The organism is Nakamurella lactea DSM 19367, from assembly GCF_000426645.1.
Classification (GTDB): domain Bacteria; phylum Actinomycetota; class Actinomycetes; order Mycobacteriales; family Nakamurellaceae; genus Nakamurella; species Nakamurella lactea.
The window spans coordinates 155,063-173,394 of record NZ_KE384550.1; the positions used below are offsets into that span (position 1 = coordinate 155,063).

18 protein-coding genes are annotated in these 18,332 nt (G+C 69.9%); 7 read left to right on the forward strand and 11 right to left on the reverse strand.

Annotated features, from left to right (window positions below):
- The first annotated feature begins 4 nt into the window (after positions 1 to 4).
- Both K340_RS0124310 and K340_RS0124315 read left to right on the forward strand, forming a co-directional pair.
- Positions 5 to 517, forward strand: coding sequence for an isoprenylcysteine carboxyl methyltransferase family protein (locus tag K340_RS0124310; RefSeq protein ID WP_029138600.1), 513 nt, complete (start codon positions 5 to 7; stop codon positions 515 to 517).
- Positions 514 to 1,542, forward strand: coding sequence for an NAD(P)/FAD-dependent oxidoreductase (locus K340_RS0124315; RefSeq protein ID WP_029138601.1), 1,029 nt, complete (start codon positions 514 to 516; stop codon positions 1,540 to 1,542). The genes K340_RS0124310 and K340_RS0124315 overlap by 4 nt, the downstream gene beginning before the upstream one ends.
- 133 nt (positions 1,543 to 1,675) lie before the next feature.
- Here the strand turns inward: K340_RS0124315 and K340_RS0124320 are convergent, their stop codons facing one another.
- Positions 1,676 to 2,218 carry a DUF1697 domain-containing protein gene (locus tag K340_RS0124320; RefSeq protein WP_029138602.1) on the reverse strand — a complete coding sequence of 181 codons (543 nt, stop codon included), beginning with the start codon at positions 2,216 to 2,218 and terminating at the stop codon, positions 1,676 to 1,678.
- Between the two features lie 70 nt (positions 2,219 to 2,288).
- Here K340_RS0124320 and K340_RS0124325 point away from each other — a divergent pair, with 70 nt between their 5' ends.
- Positions 2,289 to 4,274, forward strand: coding sequence for a glycoside hydrolase family 15 protein (locus K340_RS0124325; protein WP_029138603.1), 1,986 nt, complete (start codon positions 2,289 to 2,291; stop codon positions 4,272 to 4,274).
- 45 nt (positions 4,275 to 4,319) lie between these two features.
- On the opposite strand, the gene K340_RS0124330 is transcribed toward K340_RS0124325, so the two are convergent.
- Both K340_RS0124330 and K340_RS0124335 read right to left on the reverse strand, forming a co-directional pair.
- Positions 4,320 to 5,096, reverse strand: coding sequence for an enoyl-CoA hydratase/isomerase family protein (locus tag K340_RS0124330; protein ID WP_161632176.1), 777 nt, complete (start codon positions 5,094 to 5,096; stop codon positions 4,320 to 4,322).
- A gap of 1 nt (position 5,097) precedes the next feature.
- Complete coding sequence (locus K340_RS0124335; protein WP_029138605.1) at positions 5,098 to 6,087, reverse strand: NAD(P)H-dependent flavin oxidoreductase; 990 nt, start codon at positions 6,085 to 6,087, stop codon at positions 5,098 to 5,100.
- Between the two features lie 129 nt (positions 6,088 to 6,216).
- Here K340_RS0124335 and K340_RS0124340 point away from each other — a divergent pair, with 129 nt between their 5' ends.
- Positions 6,217 to 6,966 carry an SDR family NAD(P)-dependent oxidoreductase gene (locus K340_RS0124340; protein WP_029138606.1) on the forward strand — a complete coding sequence of 250 codons (750 nt, stop codon included), beginning with the start codon at positions 6,217 to 6,219 and terminating at the stop codon, positions 6,964 to 6,966.
- A gap of 31 nt (positions 6,967 to 6,997) precedes the next feature.
- On the opposite strand, the gene K340_RS34790 is transcribed toward K340_RS0124340, so the two are convergent.
- Positions 6,998 to 7,453, reverse strand: coding sequence for a pyridoxamine 5'-phosphate oxidase family protein (locus K340_RS34790; protein ID WP_051267527.1), 456 nt, complete (start codon positions 7,451 to 7,453; stop codon positions 6,998 to 7,000).
- A 9-nt stretch (positions 7,454 to 7,462) separates the two neighbouring features.
- Complete coding sequence (locus K340_RS0124350) at positions 7,463 to 8,476, reverse strand: MBL fold metallo-hydrolase (protein ID WP_029138607.1); 1,014 nt, start codon at positions 8,474 to 8,476, stop codon at positions 7,463 to 7,465.
- A 218-nt stretch (positions 8,477 to 8,694) separates the two neighbouring features.
- Between K340_RS0124350 and K340_RS0124355 the strand changes: the two genes are divergently transcribed.
- Together K340_RS0124355 and K340_RS0124360 are read left to right on the forward strand one after the other, a co-directional pair.
- On the forward strand, positions 8,695 to 10,311 hold the full coding sequence (locus K340_RS0124355; RefSeq protein WP_029138608.1) for an AMP-binding protein: 1,617 nt from the start codon (positions 8,695 to 8,697) through the stop codon (positions 10,309 to 10,311).
- A 57-nt stretch (positions 10,312 to 10,368) separates the two neighbouring features.
- Entirely contained in the window at positions 10,369 to 11,133 is a 765-nt protein-coding gene (locus tag K340_RS0124360) for an enoyl-CoA hydratase/isomerase family protein (RefSeq protein ID WP_029138609.1), read from the forward strand.
- Positions 11,134 to 11,139: 6 nt separating this feature from the next.
- Here the strand turns inward: K340_RS0124360 and K340_RS0124365 are convergent, their stop codons facing one another.
- Positions 11,140 to 12,018, reverse strand: coding sequence for a MaoC/PaaZ C-terminal domain-containing protein (locus K340_RS0124365; protein ID WP_029138610.1), 879 nt, complete (start codon positions 12,016 to 12,018; stop codon positions 11,140 to 11,142).
- Between the two features lie 42 nt (positions 12,019 to 12,060).
- The gene (locus K340_RS0124370; protein WP_161632177.1) at positions 12,061 to 13,638 is read right to left on the reverse strand and encodes a class I adenylate-forming enzyme family protein; all 1,578 of its coding nucleotides are present in this window, start codon (positions 13,636 to 13,638) and stop codon (positions 12,061 to 12,063) included.
- Positions 13,639 to 13,793: 155 nt separating this feature from the next.
- On the opposite strand from K340_RS0124370, the gene K340_RS33055 reads away from it, so the two are divergent.
- On the forward strand, positions 13,794 to 14,492 hold the full coding sequence (locus K340_RS33055; protein ID WP_211229629.1) for an enoyl-CoA hydratase-related protein: 699 nt from the start codon (positions 13,794 to 13,796) through the stop codon (positions 14,490 to 14,492).
- 6 nt (positions 14,493 to 14,498) lie between these two features.
- Here K340_RS33055 and K340_RS0124380 read toward each other — a convergent pair whose 3' ends face one another.
- Genes K340_RS0124380 through K340_RS0124395 form a run of 4 tightly spaced genes read right to left on the reverse strand, consistent with a single transcriptional unit; the run spans position 14,499 to position 18,257 of the window.
- The gene (locus K340_RS0124380; RefSeq protein ID WP_037366612.1) at positions 14,499 to 15,599 is read right to left on the reverse strand and encodes an acyl-CoA dehydrogenase family protein; all 1,101 of its coding nucleotides are present in this window, start codon (positions 15,597 to 15,599) and stop codon (positions 14,499 to 14,501) included.
- On the reverse strand, positions 15,596 to 16,630 hold the full coding sequence (locus K340_RS33060; protein WP_051267535.1) for an acyl-CoA dehydrogenase family protein: 1,035 nt from the start codon (positions 16,628 to 16,630) through the stop codon (positions 15,596 to 15,598). The genes K340_RS0124380 and K340_RS33060 overlap by 4 nt, the downstream gene beginning before the upstream one ends.
- A complete protein-coding gene (locus K340_RS33065; RefSeq protein ID WP_051267536.1) occupies positions 16,627 to 17,487 on the reverse strand; it encodes an enoyl-CoA hydratase/isomerase family protein in 861 nt (286 codons plus the stop codon). Before K340_RS33065 ends, K340_RS33060 begins: the two co-directional genes overlap by 4 nt.
- A complete protein-coding gene (locus tag K340_RS0124395) occupies positions 17,484 to 18,257 on the reverse strand; it encodes an SDR family NAD(P)-dependent oxidoreductase (RefSeq protein ID WP_029138613.1) in 774 nt (257 codons plus the stop codon). Before K340_RS0124395 ends, K340_RS33065 begins: the two co-directional genes overlap by 4 nt.
- Positions 18,258 to 18,332: the final 75 nt, after the last annotated feature.

Here is an 18,332-nt window from a genome sequence, read left to right on the forward strand (position 1 = left end):
ACCGGTGATCGGCTATCTGATCCTGCTACTGGCGGTGGCCGCCGAGCGAGTGCTCGAGCTGATCGTCAGCCGGCGCAACCTGCGGTGGAGCATCGAGCGCGGCGGTACCGAGGTCGGTGCGGGTCACTACCCGGCGATGGTCACCCTGCACACCGGGCTGCTGATCGGTTGTGCGGCCGAGGTGCTGCTGGCCGACCGGCCGTTCCTGCCGGCGCTCGGGTGGCCCTGCCTCGGCCTGGTGCTGGCCAGCCAGGCCCTGCGCTGGTGGTGCATCGGCACCCTCGGCCGGCAGTGGAACACCCGGATCGTGGTAGTTGCCGGGCTCGGCCTGGTGCGGACCGGACCGTACCGCCTGCTGCGTCATCCGAACTACGTCGCGGTGGTCGTGGAGGGTGCGGCCCTGCCGCTGGTGCACACCGCCTGGCTGACGGCGGCGATCTTCACGGTGGTGAACGCGGTGTTGTTGCGGACCCGGATTCGCGCCGAGAACGCTGCGCTGGCAACGGTTCCGACGTGATCGATCTGACGGTCGCCGGCGGCGGGCCGGCCGGCCTGTTCACCGCATTGTTCGCCCGCGCCGCCGGGCTGACCGTCCGGGTGGTTGAACCGCGACGCTCGCCCATCGACAAGGCCTGCGGCGAGGGCCTGATGCCCGGTGCGGTCGAGCTGCTGGCCGGGTTCGGGTTGCGGGCCGGCGTCGAGCTACCCGGCGCGGCCTTCGTCGGGATCCGCTATCTGGACGACCGATATCTCGCCGAGGCCCGCTTCGGCTCCGGCACCGGCTGGGGAATGCGGCGGGACCTGTTGCAGGGAGCGCTGTTCCGGCGTGCCGAGGCGGCCGGCGTCGAGTTCGTCGAGGGATCCGTCGGTGACATCCAGCAGGACGGCGAGCGGGTCAGGGCCGGCGCTCTCACCTCCCGCTACCTGGTGGCCGCCGACGGCCTGCACTCGCGGATCCGACACGCACTGGGGCTGCAGCTGCCGGACCGCTCGGCGCCCCGCTGGGGACTACGCCGTCATCTGCAGATCACGCCGTGGACCGATCACGTCGAGGTCCGGTGGGCCGCCGCCGCCGAGGCCTATCTGACGCCGCTGGGACCCGACCTGCTGTCGGTGGCGTTGCTGACCGATCGACGGGGCTCGTTCGACGAGCAGCTGACCGCCTTCCCGGAGCTGGCCGAAAGGTTGAAAGGCGTTGCCGGCGATCAGGTCCGCGGCGCGGGACCGTTGCGACAAAGAGTCGGCAGCCGGGTCGCCGGCCGGGTACTGCTGGTCGGCGATGCCGCCGGTTACGTCGACGCGCTGACCGGGGAGGGCATCGACATCGCCGCCCGCAGCGCCCGGGAACTCATCCGCTGCCTGACCGCCGACCGACCGGCCGACTACGAACGTGCCTGGCGAGGCGTCACCCGTCGCTACCGCTACCTGACCGGCGCGCTGCTGGCCGGCCGGCGCCGCGAACCGGTGCGTCGTCGGCTGGTCGGCGCGGCGGCCCGTCATCCCCGGTTGTTCCGGGCGACGGTCCACCAGCTCACCCGCTGATCGTCGGCCTCGGCGGGTCCGCCCGGGCGCGGCGAGCGCGGCCGGGCGCGGCGAGCGCGGCGAGCGCGGCGAGCGCGGCCGGGCGCGGCGAGCGCGGCGAGCCCGGCCGGGCGAACCCCGCTACGCGGGGAAGTCAGGCCAGGGCGGCCAGCTTCGTCAGCGTGTTCCAGTTACGCATGGTGACGTCGACGCCGAGTTCCCGCTGCCAGTCGACGGTGGCGAATGGCGACTTCAGCACGCCGTCCGGACACCACAGGTACAGGTGACCCCCCTCGAACCGCAGATTCCCGTCGGGGTGACGGTCGAGCACGGCGGCCACCGATCCGGCCTTCGGCGGACGGGACAGGAAGCCCAGCAAGTGTTTCGACCCATCGGGCGCGGCTTGTCCGAACGGATCGGCGGCAATCGCCGCAGCCAGCTCGTCCGCCGACCGGACCAGCACCGCGACGTCGAACCCGAAGCGCTCCGTGATGGCCGCGTGCACCAGTTGTTCGGTGACCGTCGGCTCCGTCGTAGCGGTCACCATCGCGTTCCCACTCTGCAGCACGGTGACCACCTCGGTGTGACCGAGCCCGGCGAGCAGCGACCGCAGGTCGGCCATCGCGATCCGCTTCGCCTTGCCGACGTTGATCCCCCGCAACAACACGATCTGCCTGGTCGCCGGATTCTGCGTCACACCGGCAGTCTTGCAGGCTGACCGGGGCCAGGTCCCACCGGGCGGCGCCCGTTGCCGCACAATCGACTACATGCCGGAGATGACGACGCCCGACCACTTCCCACCGATCGCCGATTACGCATTCCTGTCCGACTGCGAGACGAACTGCCTGGTGGCACCGGACGGCTCGGTCGAATGGATGTGCGTCCCACGGCCCGACTCGCCGAGCATCTTCGGCGCCATCGTGGACCGCGACGCCGGTTCGTTCCGGGTCAGCCCGGTGAACGTCGCGGTACCGGCCGCCCGTCGCTACCTGCCCGGCACCCTGGTGCTGGAGACCACCTGGCAGACCCCGACCGGGTGGCTGGTGGTGCGGGACGCCCTGGTGGTGGGGCCCTGGCACGACGTCGAGGAACGGTCGAACAGCCATCGCCGGGCACCTACCGACGACGATGCCCGGCACTGTCTGCTGCGGATCATCGAGTGCACCTACGGCGCCGTCGACCTCTCGGTGGAGTGCGAACCGATGTTCGACTACGCCCGCAGCGCGCCCGACTGGGAGTACGCGAACGGCGGGTACGACGTGCTGCAGGCGACCGCCGGGCCGGCCAGGTTCGCCGGCACCGGGGCGGCGCCGGCCGGCGCCGATGGGGCTCACGACACCGCGGACGGGAAGGGCTCCGCGAAACCGGGCTCACCCACCCTGCGGCTGACGTCGTCGCTGCGATTCGGCGTCGAAGGCCCGGTCGCCGTCGCCCGGACCCGGATGAATGCCGGCGACAAGCATTTCGTCGCGCTGTCCTTCTCCGCGCTGCCGGTGCCGACCAGGGTGGAGGAGGCCGAGCACCGGATGGCGCACACCGAGAGTTTCTGGCGGGAATGGTTGACCCAGGGCAGTTTTCCCGATCACCCGTGGCGCAGCTATCTGCAGGTGTCGGCGCTGGCACTCAAGGGCCTCACCTACGTGCCGACCGGCGCCCTGCTCGCCGCCGCCACCACTTCACTGCCGGAAACCCCTGGGGGACAACGCAACTGGGACTACCGGTACAGCTGGATCCGGGACTCGACCTTCGCCCTGTGGGGGCTCTACACGCTCGGCTTCGACCGGGAGGCCGACGACTTCTTCTACTTCATCCACGACGTGGCCAAGGACGATCCGAAGAACCTGCAGTTGATGTACGGCATCGGCGGCGAACACGACCTGACCGAGTTCACCCTCGACCACCTGGACGGCTACGGCGGCGCCCGGCCGGTGCGGGTCGGCAACGCCGCCTACCGGCAGAAACAGCACGACGTCTGGGGTGCGCTGCTGGATTCGATCTACCTGCACAGCAGATCCAAGAACCGGCTGCCGGACGAGCTCTGGCCGATCGTGGTGGCCCAGGTGGAGTCGGCGATCGCGAACTGGCGCGACCCGGACTCCGGAATGTGGGAGATGCGCGGCGAGCCACAGCATTTCGTCTCGTCGAAGGTGATGTGCTGGGTCGCCGTCGATCGCGGCGTCCGGCTGGCCACCGCCCGTGGCGGCGCCGACAAGCTCGTGCACCAGTGGCAGCAGGTCGCCGACGAGATCCATGCCGACGTGCTGGCCAACGGGGTGGACGACCGCGGAGTGTTCGTCCAGCACTACGGGACCGAGGCGCTGGACGCGTCGGTGCTGTTGCTGCCGCTGGTGCGGTTCCTGCCGGCGGACGATCCGCGGATCGTGGCGACGGTCAAGGCCGTCGCCGACGAGCTGACCGCCGACGGGATGGTCCTGCGGTACCGCACCGAGGAGACCGACGACGGGCTGATGGGCACCGAGGGCGCCTTCACCATCTGCTCGTTCTGGCTGGTGTCGGCTCTGGTGGAGATCGGTGAGCTGGATCAGGCGGACGCACTGTGCCGGCGGCTGCTGTCGCACGCCTCACCCCTGGGGCTGTACGCCGAGGAGATCGAGCCGCACAGCGGGCGGCACCTGGGCAATTTCCCACAGGCGTTCACCCACCTGGCGCTGATCAACGCCGTCACGCACGTGATCGGTGCCCAGCAGCGGCACGACGGCGTCAGCTTCAACCCGGCCAACGTGCGCACCTGACCGGCGGTAGCGGCCGGCGCGATGCCGACCGCGATGGTCTCCGGCCTATTCGCTCGCCTCGAGGAACGCGGCGATGAGGGCAGCGGACTCGGCTGTGCCGGCCATCGCCGCGATAGTGGCGGCCTCCAGGTCCAGTTGGGCGTCGAATCCGGCCGCGTAGCCCTGCCGGATGAGGGCACGTGCCTGCCCCGATGCCGCCGCAGGGCCGTCGGCGAGCGACCTGGCCAGCTGATCCGCCTGCGCCAGGTGGGTCCCGTCGGCGGCGACCCTGGCGATCAGTCCGATGGACAGTGCCTCGGCGGCGCCGACCCGGCGCGGCTGCAGCGTGAGGTCGAGGCCGCGGGTCGTGCCGATGGCCCTGGGCAGCAACCAGGACTGGCCGCAGTCTGGCGTCAACCCGACCGCGGTGTACGCCGTCATGAAGCTCGCCCGGTCGGACGCGACGACCAGATCGGACAGCAGCACCAGGGACAGGCCCGCCCCGGCCGCGGCTCCGTGCACAACGGTGACGACGGGCTTTGGCAGCGCCGCGATGGATCGCACCGCCGCGTGCGCGGCGGTGACGAGTTCCAGCACGAACGCGGCATGATCCGGTGCGGACGCGATGGCCCGCAGGTCGCCGCCGGCGCAGAACTGCCGGCCCTGCGCGGAGAACAGCACGACGCGCGCCGATGGGTCGTTCGAGACCGACTCGAACGCCGCTCGGAGACCATGGCAGATCTCCACGGTGAGCGCATTACCGGTGTCCGGTCGGTTGAGTACGATCCGCGCGACACCGTTTTCGACGTCGAGCAGCACCGCCTCGCTGTCGGGCCGGGACACGTCAACGATCCTGGTCGGACAGCAACCCCGGCAGCCGTTTCGACATGATCGACTCGGCGTCGCCGATGATCCGCCGGACGACGGCATCGCAGCTGTCCACGTCGTTGATCAGACCCTGCGCCATGCTCGCCCACCACATCCCGTCTTCCAGGTCTCCCGCCTCCAGCACCCGCGACCGGCCGCGGGCACCCGAGGCGAGCTCGGCCACGTCGGCAAACGTCGCACCGGGGCGGGACCCGATCGCCGCGATCTGCTCCGAGATGCCGTTGCGCGCAACCCGGGCCGAATTGTGGAACTGCCGGAACACCATCACCGTGTCGCGTTCGCCGTTGGCGACGATCTGTTCCTTGACGTTCCGGTGAATCGGCGCTTCGGTGGTCGCCATGAAGCGGGTGCCCATGTTCACCCCCTCGGCGCCCAGCGCGAGCGCCGCGGCCAGGCCGGCGCCGGTCGCGATGCCACCCGATGCGATGACCGGAATGTCGATCTTCGCGACGGCGGCCGGGATCAACACCAGACCGGGAACGTCATCCTCGCCCGGATGCCCGGCGCACTCGAACCCGTCGATACTGATGACATCGACCCCCTTGCGTGCGGCGGAGACCGCGTGCCGGACGCTGGTGGCCTTGTGGATGACCTTCACGCCGGCGGCGTGAAAGGCGGGCAGATGCGGTTCCGGACTGGAACCCGCGGTCTCCACGATGGTGACACCGTTCTCGATGATCGCCGCGCGATACTCGTCGTACGGAACGGGTGTGATGGTCGGCAGGATGGTCAGGTTGACGCCGAACGGCCGGTCGGTCAGGTCCCTGGTGCGGGAGATCTCCGCGGCCAGCGCTTCCGGCGTCGGCTGGGTCAGGGCGGTCAGGAAGGCAAGGGCGCCGGCGTTCGCGACCGCCGCGATCAGCGGCGCCGTACCGAGGCCGGTCATCCCGCCGCAGACCAGGGGATACTCCACGCCGACGAGGTCGGTGAATCGGGTGCGAATCAAGGGACTTCCTTCCGAACGGCGCGTGATGCAGGTGCCGGCGACACCGGGAACGACCCTGAGAAGTTCCCTGCCGGCCGAGGCTGGTATCACTTTACCCAACCAACTGATGGGTTGACTAACGGGAGAGACATGCAACTCGAGAACAGCACAGCCATCGTCACCGGAGCCGCCTCCGGCCTGGGCGCAGCGACGTCAGCGTTGCTGGCCGCCAAGGGCGCCACCGTGTTCGGGTTGGATCTGAACATCGGGTCGGCGCCGGACGTCGCCGGCGTCAGCTACCTCAACGCCGACGTGACGGACGAGGACCAGGTGCGAGCGGCGGTCGCGCTGGCCGCCGACGCCGGGCCGCTGCGGACGGTGGTCAACTGCGCCGGGATCGGGCCGTCGGCGCGCATTCTGGGCAAGAAGGGAGTCCATGACCTGTCGCTGTACGCATCGGTGATCAAGATCAACCTCATCGGCACGTTCACGGTGCTCGCGCTCGCCGCCGAACAGATCGCCCGGACCGAGCCGTTGGCGTCCGGCCAGCGCGGCGTCATCGTCAACACCGCGTCGGTGGCCGCCTACGAGGGCCAGATCGGCCAGGCGGCCTACTCGTCGTCGAAGGGTGGGGTGGTCGCCTTGACGCTGCCGGCGGCGCGGGATCTGGCGCAGTACGGGATCCGGGTGAACACGATCGCGCCCGGCATCGTCGACACCCCGATGCTGGCCACCGTCAGCCAGGAGTTCCGGGCATCCCTGGCCGCCGGTATTCCTTTCCCGCAACGACTCTGCCGACCGGACGAATACGCTCAGCTGGTCGGCATGATCGTCGCCCACGACTACCTCAACGGGGAGACCATCCGGATGGACGGCGCCCTGCGGATGGCGCCGCGCTGATCCGGTGCGGCAACCTTCTCCGTCCGTCGGCTCACGGGTTCAGCCGGATCTTGGTGTTGTCCCAGGTGGTGGGCCGGGCGGGGATGGACACCCGGAAGATCGCTTCTTCGGCATAGTGGGCGGTGACCGCCCTCGGTAGCTGCGCTGCCGGCACCCGCAGGTCGGCGAACTCGGCGTCGAAGGCGTCGGCGACCCGCCGACGCAGAGCGGGGTCCTCGAGAAACTCGGCATCGCCGTGAATGAGGATTCCACGCAGCCGGGACCAGTGCTCGCCGTCGTGCAGGAGCACACTCACCCGTGGATCGCGTCGCAGGTGCCGCACCCGAAAGGTCCTTGTCGGGGAACGGAAGTGCAGCGCCCCGTCGAATGCCACGTACCACACCGGCAGCGACGCCGGGCGACCGTCCTTGCGCAGCGTGGTGAGTACGGCGGTGCCGGATGTCCCGATGACCTCGGCAACTTCCTGCGTCGACAGCGTGATTCCCACAGTGCCTCCTCAGGCCATGGCATAACGGTCCACCGGACCGGTCGAGTCGACCGCGACCTTACCGGTCGCGTGCAGAACGTCCAGATGGAAACGGGTTTCGTGCACAGCCATCAATTGGTCCATGCCGGCCAGCTCCGACAGCCGGCGGCCGCGACGGGTCCAGCGCAGTGCCTTGGCGACGTCGTAGGTGTCGCCGGCACCGGCGCCGATCGCCTGCAGGCACTGGTTCAGCCGCTGCTCGTGATGCTCCTGGAGCTCCCGCACCCTGGCGTGGACGCTCGGCGCGACGATGCCGTGCGCCGGAAGCAGCCGGGCATCCGGCCGGTCGGCCATCAGCTGCAGTGAACTCAGGTAATCGGCCAGCGGCATCCGCTCCGACGGCCCCTCCCCGCCGATCGCCGGCGTGATGGTCGGCAGGATGTGGTCCCCGGTGAAGGCCAGTCCGGCCCGCTCGTCGATGAAGCAGAAGTGGCCGGTGGTGTGCCCGGGGGTCGAGACGGCCAGGATGTCCCGGCCGAGGTCGAATCGGTCGCCGTCGTGCAACCAGACGTCCGGATACATGTAGTTGGCGCTGCCCTCACCCCGGAACAGGTTCTCGGCGGTGTACCTGGCGGGCACGCCGCAGCGCGCCAGCAGCCGCTCCATCGAGTTCGGTCCGACCGCCGTGCTGCCGGCCAGGATCTCGTCGATCGTCCGGCGCTCGCCCTCTCCCAACGCAATCCGACAGCCGATCCGCCGTTTGAGGTCGACCGCGAGCGTGTAATGGTCGAAGTGGAAGTGGGTGGTCAGCACCGTATGGATATCGGAGAGCCGCTTGCCCAGCTTGCCGAGAGCCCATTCCAGGCGTTCGATCGCGCCCGGCTTGGCCCACCCGCCGTCGACCATGGCGACGCCATCGGGGCTGGTCACCGCATAGACATTGACGGCCTCGAGGGGATTTCCCGGCATCGGCAACGGAATGCGGAACACCCCGTCGGACACCTCGTCCACCGTCGGCCGGGCCCATTCCCGCGAGCTGCCCATGTCTTACCCGCCTCGATTCCTCGCACCACAGGCTCGATTCCTCACACCACCCGGCGGTCGACACCCTGGGACGACCAAAACAGCGTTCCCAACCGCTCGGTTGACGTGCGTTCGTCATCGACATAATCTTCGAACCGATGCCGCAGCAGGTGCGCGGCTGTGAACTCGCCCGTCGGCCGCGAGCGATCCGGCCGGCCCGCCAGCAGTGGAGGCCGAGCATGAGTGATGGCGACAACCTGACCTGGAATCTCGCCGATGTCTGGGAGACGGTCGCGGGCCAGCTGCCGGAGGCGCCGGCCCAGATCCACGGCGAGCGATCCTTCACCTGGGCGGAATTCGACGCCCGCGCCAACGGCATCGCGTCGGCGCTGGCTACGGAGGCCACCGCCGACGATCGGGTTGCCCTGTACCTGCGGAACTGCCCGGAGTACCTGGAGGCGACTCACGCCGCCCTCAAACTCGGCATTCCTTCGGTGAACACCAACTACCGGTACGGCGGGGAGGAACTGCTCTACCTGTGGAACGACGCCGACATCACCAGTGTGGTGTTCCACGGATCGTTCACCGAGGCCGCCGATCGGCTCCGCCCGCAGGCCGGCAAGATCCGCCAGTGGCTCCACGTCGACGACGGCACCGCACCCTGCCCCGAATGGGCCGTGCCCTACGAACAGGCTGCAGCACAGGGAACTTCCCAGGCGGTTCGCTCATCCTGGGGTCGGCACGGCAGCGATCTGTTCCTGCTGTACACCGGCGGCACCACCGGCCTGCCCAAGGGCGTGATGTGGCGCAGCATCGACTTCCTCCGGCAGACCAATGAGGTGGGCAGCCTGAAGTACCCGCTGGAGCAGGGAGTCGACGGTATCCGGGCCATGCTCACGGTTCCCGGCCGCACGCACATCTCGGCCAGTCCGCTGATGCACGGCAACGGTCTCTTCGGAGCGCTGATCACGATGCACCAGGGTGGGCTGAACGTGTCGTTGACCGCCCCCGGATTCGACGCGGCCGAGTTCCTGGACACCATCGATCGCCACCGGGTAACCAGTGTGGCGATCGCCGGCGAGGTCTTCGGCAAACGGATCCTGCGGGCCTTCGACGCCGCGCCCGGCCGGTGGAACATCCAGGGCGTCAAGGACGTTCTCAACTCGGCGGCGCTGCTCTCCGAGCCGACCAAGCGCGGGCTGCTGGAGCACTGGCCGGAGGCCACGATCATGGACGGCTTCTCGTCGTCGGAAGGATTCGGGCTCGGCTGGTCACTGGCCACCAAGGACAACATCCCGGCCACCGGCCGGTTCAACCCGGGCGCGAATGTGCGGGTCTTCGATGACGACGACGCCCTCGTCGCCGCCGGCTCCGGCGTCATCGGCCGGTTGGCGGTCAGCGGGCGCGTCCCGCTGGGCTACTACAAGGACAAGGCGAAGTCGGACGCCACCTTCGTCGAGATCGGCGGCGAGCGCTATTCGATGCCGGGCGACCGCGGCATCGTCAACGACGACGGCACCATCCAGCTGATCGGCCGAGAGTCGTTGTGCATCAACTCCGGCGGCGAAAAGATCTTCACCGAGGAGGTCGAGGCGGTGATCGTCGATCTCACCGGCGTGTCCGACGCGCTGGTGGTGGGCCTGCCGGATGCCGAGTGGGGGCAGATCGTCACCGCCGTCGTCAGTCTCGAGCCCGGGGCGGAACGCTCCGAGTCCGAGATCATCGACGGGGTGAAGGCCCGGCTGGCCGGGTACAAGGCGCCCCGCCGGGTGCGGATCGTCGACGACGTCCCCCGCGGCCCCAACGGCAAGGCCGACTACGACCGGGCCCGGCAGCTTGCGGCCGGCACCGAGTAGGCCTGGCCATGGAACCGGTTCGGCCGGCCCTGCCCGGCACCTCCTGAAAGGACATCCATGACGATCCTGATCGAGCGGCGCGACGACGTCGCTCACCTCACCCTGGCGAACGAGAAGCAGCGCAACGCGTTGTCCCCGGACGACTTCGCGGCACTGCACGACGAACTCGACGCCATCGGGCTGTCCGGCGACATCAGGGCGGTGGTGATCACCGGAGCGGGTACGGCGTTCTGTTCCGGCGCCGGTCTGCCGGCCACCATGACGCAGGATCCGCCGGCGGTGATCACCCGGCGGATCCACCGCACGGCGCTCAAGCTGCATCAGCTGCCGCAACCCACCATCGCGGCCGTCAACGGCGCGGCCTACGGCGCCGGGATGAGCCTGGCGCTGGGTTGCGACATCGTGCTGGCGTCGAGCACCGCCACCTTCTGCCAGGTATTCGTCAAACGCGGGCTGGCCCCGGACTTCGGCAGCAGCTGGCTGCTGCCCAGGTTGGTGGGCCTGCAGACCGCCAAGCGGCTGGCCCTGCTGGCCGAGGTCCTGGACGCACAGACCGCCAGGGAACTGGGCCTGGTCACCGAGGTCGTGCAGCCCGACGCGCTCGCGGAGGCCGCGCAGGCGCTGGCCCGCCGGTTGGCGGCCGGGCCGCCCGTTGCCCTCGCGTTGACCAAGCAGCTGCTGAACCGTTCGTTCGCATCGTCTTTCGCCGACCAGCTCGATGCGGAGGCCAGCGGGAGCGGCGTCACCACCGCGACCGCCGACGCCCGCGAGGCATTCAGCGCTTTTGCCGAGAAGCGGGACCCGGTCTTCCGCGGCCGCTGAGGTCGGTCAGCTCGTCACCGCGAGATCGACACTCAGCGCCGGGGCGTCGTCGCGATCCCGCACGGTCGCCGCGGCGATCAGATGCCGGAGCCCGTCGTCGGCGATCCCGGTGTCCCAGAGCTTGAGCCCCATGGTCTCCCCGGGCAGCACGATGCCGGTGAACAGCCCGGTGTACTCGCCGATAGGTGCGACTTCGTCGTCCAGCACGCTCCGGACGATCGTCCGCAGCACCATCGCGTAGGTGCACAGGCCGTGCAGGATCGGCCGGTCGAACCCGACGGCCCTGGCCGCCTCGGGGTCCGCGTGCAGCGGATTCCGGTCGCCCAGCAGCCGGTACAACAGCGCCTGCTGGGGCAGCGTCGGCACGTCCACCTCCAGGTCCGGTGCCCGGTCCGGCATCGCCACCGCCAGCGTTTCACCGCGTTCGCCACCGAAACCGCCCTCGCCGCGGGCGAAGATGCCCATGGTCGAGGTCCACAGCGGAGTTCCGTCCGGGCTCGTCGCCGTGGTCTCGAAGTCGACGACGGCGGACTTCCCCTTGTCCTGGATGGCCGACACCCTGGTGCCCACCACGGCTTCCCCACTGACCGGGATCGGCCGGTGCACAGCGATCCGCTGGCTGCCGTGCAGGATCTTGTGCAGGTCGATGTCGATGCCCGGCCGGTTCAGCGAGGGCGGCTCGATCTGCCGGAGCCCGGGTGCCACCACACCGAAGCTCGGCAGCACGACGGTGTTCCACTCGGTGGCGAACCGCAGTTCGGTCGGCGCCAGCGGGTCCGTTCCGGACCCCGTCGCCAGGTGGTAGTGCAGCACATCATCGGTGCTCCAGGAGATGGCGCGCTCGGACGCCGGGTCGGCGAGGGCAACGGTGGGATCGATCGGCACGTGTCGCTCCATGGTGAGAGATGGTGGGCGGGGAAACGGACATCAGCCGGCGGACGGTGCCCGGTGGTTCATCCCGGCCTTGACCTCGACCCGCCGGATCTTGCCGGAGGCGGTCATCGGCAGCTCGGCGACGAAGCGCCAGGTCCGCGGGATCTTGAAGTGCGCCAACCGCTGCTCGAGGTATTCCTCGAGGTCGGCGCCGGTCAGCTCCGGGTTCGTCGAGATCACGCTCGCGGCAACGGTTTCACCCCACGACGGGTCGCTCAGACCGACCACCGCCGACCCGGTGACGTCCGGATGGGTCGACAGCGCGGCCTCGACCTCGGCGGGATAGATGTTCTCGCCGCCGCGGATGATCACCTCGCGAATCCTGCCGTGAATCCGTAGGTAGCCGTGCTCGTCGATCGAGCCCAGGTCGCCCGACCGGAGGAACCCATCGCCAGGCAGCACTTCGGCGGTGCGCTCCGGATCGCCGTAGTAGCCGAGCATCACCATCGGCGAGCTGATCTGGATCTCGCCGGTCTCGCCGAATTTCAGCACCTCGCCGGTGCCGGGGTCGACGATGCGCAGCGTGGTGGCGTCGCCGGGCCGCCCGGCGGTGGTGGCGATCAGGTCCGGGTCGTCGCCCTCGACGCTGTTGGCGATGAACGGGCACTCCGACTGGCCGTAGGTGGTGATCACATCCGCGCCGAGTTCGTCGTTGACCCGGCGGATCAGGAACGGGCTGATGTCTGCGCCACCGAGACCGACCACCTTGACGTCGCGGCCCTTCGACCTGACGTCCGGATGATTCAGCAGTCGTTCGACCATGATCGGTACCCCGCCGAAGTGCGTGCCACCCACCTCACCGAGCAGCCAGATGAATTCGTCGACATCGAACTTCGACAGGACCACGAAGGCGCTGCCGGTGGTGAGCGCGCCGAACACGATCGACACGGCGCCGCCGACATGGTGCAACGGGACGGCGTTCAGCGAGACGTCCTCGGTACCGGCACTGTGCTGCAACCGCAGCCAACCTCCGTTGACGGCCGCATGCTGGCTGATCATCGCCCCCTTGGGGAAACCCGTGGTGCCGGAGGTGAACTGAACGATGTACGGGGTCTGCGGATCGACGTCCAGAAACGACTCCGGCGCCGGCGCAAGCCCGCTGAGCGAGGCGATGTCCACCACCGGAATGTCTGCGGCAAGCTGCCGGGCCCGATCCTCGAGCGGGCGACCCAGGCCGTCGTACCCGGTGAAGACGACAGACGGCCCGACCATGTCGACGGCGTAGGCCGCCTCGGCGTCGGTCCAGGCCGTATTGAGTGCGCACATCATCAGGCCACGCGTTCCGATGGCCAGTTCCAGCAGGACGAACTCGATGCTGTTCCGTGACCAGACACCGACCCTGGACCCGGGTTCCAGTCCGCTCAGGCTGTGCGCGACCGCGTTGACGGCTTCGGCGAGCTCCCGGTAGGTCAGCGACTTCACCTCGGCGCCGTCCCGCCAGCGGACCGCCGCGCGATCCCCGTGGGCGGCGGCCTGGCGACGGATCACCTGGGTGACGGATTCGGTCAGCACCGCATCGGCCTCGGCTCCCGTGGCGTAGGCCAGTCCGGCTTCGGTCCGCGTGTCTGTCACCGTGTTCTCCCGTCCGCGGGCGTCGTCGCCCGTCGTCACCGCCGACTTCCAAGTCCTCATCATATCCAACCACTTGGTTGGCCATTTCGGGATGGTGTTGGGTATCGTCGAGTACACCCCCGCTCCCGTCCGACCCGTCAGGAGGAACGGTCGAGTTGACCACACCGATGCTCCGCGCGACCCGACCGGATGGCGTCGCGATTCTCACGCTGAACCGGCCGGACAAGCGCAACGCGCTGTCGCCCGCCCTGCTGCGCGAACTCGGCGACCTGCTGACGGCCGCCGCCGCCGACCCGACAGCCGGGGCGATCGTGCTGACCGGCGCGGGTTCGGCGTTCTGTGCCGGCGTCGACCTGGCGGCGATCCGCGCCCGTGAGGTGTTTCCGCGCGACCTCACCGACCGGATCGCGGCCGCCGGGGTTCCGGTGATCGCGGCGGTCAACGGGCCGGCCTACACCGGTGGTCTCGAGCTGGCGCTGGCCTGCGATTTCCGGATCGCCGGTCCGACAGCACGATTCGCCGACACCCATGCGACGTTGGGGTTGCTTCCGGCGTGGGGCATGTCCGCCCGACTGTCGGCCGCCGTCGGCCAGGGCTGGGCGCGGCAGCTGTCGCTGACGGCCGAACCGATCGACGCCGCCCTGGCGCTGCGGATCGGCCTGGTGAACGAGGTCGTCGCCGATCCGGTCGGTCGGGCCGTCGAACTCGCCGCGGCCATCGCCGCCGCCGACCGCCATGCCGTCGGCACCGTCCGGGAGCTCTACGACATCGCGGGCGACTCCGCCGCGGCCGGCCATCGCGCCGAACGTCTCGCGCGGGAGCTGACGGTCCGGCAACCTGACTCCCGCCAGTAGCCGCGATCAGCGGTCCCGTGGCAGGCCGAGCACCTTCTCGGCGATGATGTTCCGCTGGATTTCCGAGGTGCCGCCGTAGATGGTCGCGGCCAGCGACTCCATCCGATCGGCGAACAGGTGCGGGTCGGCCCGACCATCGCCGTGTTCGAGGGCGAGCTGACCGGCCCGTTGCGCGGTCTCGGACCCGAAGAGCTTGAGCAGCAGGAACTCCGGCGTGCTCCGTCCGGCCATCCGGCCGATCGCGGTGCGCATCCCGGTGAACCTGATGGCGGCAGCGTCGGCCAGCAGCCTCCCCGCCTCCGAGGCGACATGGCCGGGCAGGTCCGGACGGTCCAGCACCGGGCGCAGGGCGTGCTCGACGTCGACCCAATTGTTCACCCAGACCATGTCCCGTTCGTGTTCCAGGCTGGCGCCGGCGACCCGCCACCCGTCGTTCAGCTCACCTAGCAGGTTGCCCTTCGGGATCCGGACGCCGTCCAGGAAGACCTCGCAGAACTCGTCGATCGACTCAGCGGCCCGGGCGATCGGCCGGATGTCGACACCGGGCGAGCGCAGATCCATGATGAGACAGGAGATCCCGGCGTGCTTGCTGGCGTCGGGATCCGTCCGCACGTACAGCGTGCACCAACGGGACTTGTGGGCCTGCGTCGTCCAGATCTTCTGCCCGTCCACCACGAAGTGGTCGCCGTCCAGCCGTGCCCGGGTGCGCAGCGACGCCAGATCGGAACCGGCCAGCGGTTCCGACATCCCCAGCGCCCACCACTCGTCCCCGCGGAGTACCGGCCGCAGGTAGCGCTGCTGCTGCTCACGGGTACCGAAGGCGCGCAGGGCCGGAGCCACCACTCCTGGCCCTTGCACATTGGGCGACCGCGGCACGTTGCGCCTGGCCCCCTCGATCCGCAGGGCCAGCCCATCGGCCTCGGTCAGGTTGTGGCCGCCCAGTTCGCCCTCCCACTCGGGCATCAGCCAGCCCTCGTCGAAAGCCGCCGCCTGGTAAGCGATCTTCAGAGCCTCGTCGCGCCGGTAGTCGGCGTACCGCTCGTGGTAGTCGGCGGGCAGCACCCGGGCAAGGAAGGCGTCGAACTCGGCCAGCAGTTCGGGATTCATCGTCTCGTTCCCATCAGCCGGACGGCACGGATCTGGCACTCGGCGGTTGATCCCAGCACGGATGCGGTCTGCTCCGCCCGGCGGAAGTACAGGTGGGCATCGGCCTCGAAGGTGACCCCCATCGCGCCGAGCAGCTGAACATGGGTGGCGGTGATCCGCAGTGCGGCCTCGGCGGCGGCGGCCTTGGCCAACAACGCCAGAACTCCCGGCGCCCAGTCGGTGTCCAGCTCGGGGTGATCGACCACCACCGCGGCTGCGCGGGTCAGGGACCGGGCACGTTCGACGAGGACGTAGTGGTCGGCCAGCCGGTGCTTGACCGCCTGGAACGCCCCGATCGGCCTGCCGAACTGCTCACGGGCGAGGGCATGGTCGACACTGCGTTGCAGTGCGCCGGCGGCGATGCCGACCAGGTCGGCGGCAAAGATGGTGCGCGCCGGCGCCAGCACGTGATCGATCGTGGCATCGACGGTCTGCGCCCGGCCCTCCGCGATGGACCCGGACCACCGGGCCACCGGGCGGCTCGGGTCCACATGCGTCACCAGCTCGGGCGCGCCGGCCGGGGTCACCTCGGCCACCCGGGTGGTGGCGTCATCGACGACGGCGACGGTGACGACGGTCGCCGCACCGGCGCCGTCCAGCACTCCGGCGGCCGGATCCGTGGTGAGCGCGGTGCTGCGGTCCGTCTCCGCGGGGACCCCGAGCCCGCCGCGGATCAGCGTGTGCCGGCCGGCGGCGGTCGCCGCGAGCGGCAGCGGCAGCAACGCCCGGCCGGATTCCTCCACCACCGCAACGAGATCCGTCAGCCCGCCGATGCCACCGGCCGACTCGGGCAGACCGATCACGGGATATCCCGCCTCCACGATCTCGACCCACCGATCGAGCGGGCGCCCGCCGGCACCGAAGCACTCACGCACTCCCGTCAGCGGGAACTGCTCGGCGAAATGCCGGCGGGCGGTGTCGGCGAGTTCCTGGCGCTCCGCGCCCGGAACCAGATCGTCCCAGGCCGCCAGCGCCGAGGGAGACGTTGTCATGGCTGCTCCCTGCGGCGCTGCACGCGACCGGCGACCGCGTTCATTGCCTCATGGGTGGCAGGGTGATCGAACAGGACGGACTGTGCCCGATGCTCCGCCTGCAGCTGCCCGACGAGGTCCGCGGCGGTGGCCCGACGCAGCAGGCGCTTGGCGAATCGGACCCCCAGCGGCGGATTGGCGGCGATGCGCGCGGCCAGCTCCAGTGCGCCGTCGGTGAGATCGTCGTCATCGAAGACCGACGACACCAGACCGATGTCGCGGGCCTGCTCGGCGGTGAGCATCCGCGAGGTGAACAGCAGCTCGGCGGCGGTGGCGGCTCCGACGATGGTGGGCAACAGCAGGCTGGCCCCCATCTCCGGGGCGATCCCGACGGCGGCGAAACCCGTGCCGAAGCGTGCGGATCCGCCGGCCACCCGGAGGTCGGCCAGCAGCGTCAGTGCGAAGCCACCACCGACCGCCGCCCCGTTGACCGCGGCGATCACCGGCTTGTCCAGGCTCCAGATGCGCTGTACCCACCGGCCGGCATTGCCGAACTCGTCCACTACCCGTTCGTCCGGGGAGAGCTCGGCAACACCCTTGGCGCCGCCGATCAGTTCACCGGCCAGCATGTCCCTGGCCGCGACCCCGGCCACCTGGTCGAAGTCCGCGACATCCGCCCCCACGCAGAAGGATTTCCCGGTGCCGGTCAGCACCACGACGCGGACACCGTCGTCCGATCGGGCCCGGTCGAATGCCTCCGCGAGGTCACGCAACATCGTCCCGCCGATGGCGTTGTGCCGCTGCGGGCGGTTCAGCCGCACCAGCAGGGTCGCCCCATGGCGCTCCGTCAGCACGTCACCGTTGTCCTGTGCTGTCACAGGGTTTCACCTCCGTCGATGCCGATCGTCTCCCCGGTGATGTACCCGGCCGACTCGCCGCACAGGAACGCCACCAGGGCACCGAATTCCTCGAGTTCGCCCGCCCGGCGGGCGGGAACCCTGGCCAGCAGTCGCTTCATTGCGTCCGGGTCGTCGAACTGCTCGCGCGTCATCTCCGTGGAGAAGTGGCCCGCGGCAACGGCATTCACCGTCACCCCGGTCCTTGCCCACTCCCGCGCCACTGATCTGGTGAGCTGGACGAGCCCGCCCTTGGCGGTGTCGTAGACCGTGGTGAACGGGACGGCGCGCCGCACCACGTTCGAGACGACGTTGACCACCCGGCCGTAACGCTGCGCCAGCATGGACGGGCCGAACTCACGCAGCATGCGCATGGCGCCGTGCAGATGAACGTCGAGAACGGAATCCCATTCGTCGTCGGACACCGGCGAACCGCCATCGTCCCGACCGGGCAGGGGTACCAGCGGCTTGTACAGCAGCGAGCCGGCGTTGTTCACCAGCACATCGACGGCACCGAACGCCTCCAGCACGTCGTCGCGGGCCGTCGCCACCGCGGCGGAGGAGCGCACATCGACGGTGACGGCGAGTCCGCGGACCCCCAACTCGCCGATCTCCGCGGCGACCTGCTGCACCTGGTCGGCGCTGCGGGCCAGCACCGCCACGTCCATCCCCTGTCGGGCAAGCTCCGCGGCCACCGCACGGCCGAGACCTCGTCCCGCACCGGTGACCACCGCGACCCTTCGTCGGTCCATGTCCGCACCCTCTCTCTCGGGTGTCCCGCTGACGGCAGCGGCCACCGTGGCCGGGATCGGCGTCGGCGCTCCGCG

Excerpts from the sequence above, each read along its gene's own strand:
- K340_RS0124325 (WP_029138603.1), top strand. The coding sequence starts at position 2,289 with ATGCCGGAGATGACGACGCCCGACCACTTCCCACCGATCGCCGATTAC.
- K340_RS0124340 (WP_029138606.1), top strand. The coding sequence starts at position 6,217 with ATGCAACTCGAGAACAGCACAGCCATCGTCACCGGAGCCGCCTCCGGC.
- K340_RS0124350 (WP_029138607.1), bottom strand. The coding sequence starts at position 8,476 with ATGGGCAGCTCGCGGGAATGGGCCCGGCCGACGGTGGACGAGGTGTCC.
- K340_RS0124355 (WP_029138608.1), top strand. The coding sequence starts at position 8,695 with ATGAGTGATGGCGACAACCTGACCTGGAATCTCGCCGATGTCTGGGAG.
- K340_RS0124360 (WP_029138609.1), top strand. The coding sequence starts at position 10,369 with ATGACGATCCTGATCGAGCGGCGCGACGACGTCGCTCACCTCACCCTG.
- K340_RS0124380 (WP_037366612.1), bottom strand. The coding sequence starts at position 15,599 with ATGAATCCCGAACTGCTGGCCGAGTTCGACGCCTTCCTTGCCCGGGTG.
- K340_RS33060 (WP_051267535.1), bottom strand. The coding sequence starts at position 16,630 with ATGACAACGTCTCCCTCGGCGCTGGCGGCCTGGGACGATCTGGTTCCG.
- K340_RS0124395 (WP_029138613.1), bottom strand. The coding sequence starts at position 18,257 with ATGGACCGACGAAGGGTCGCGGTGGTCACCGGTGCGGGACGAGGTCTC.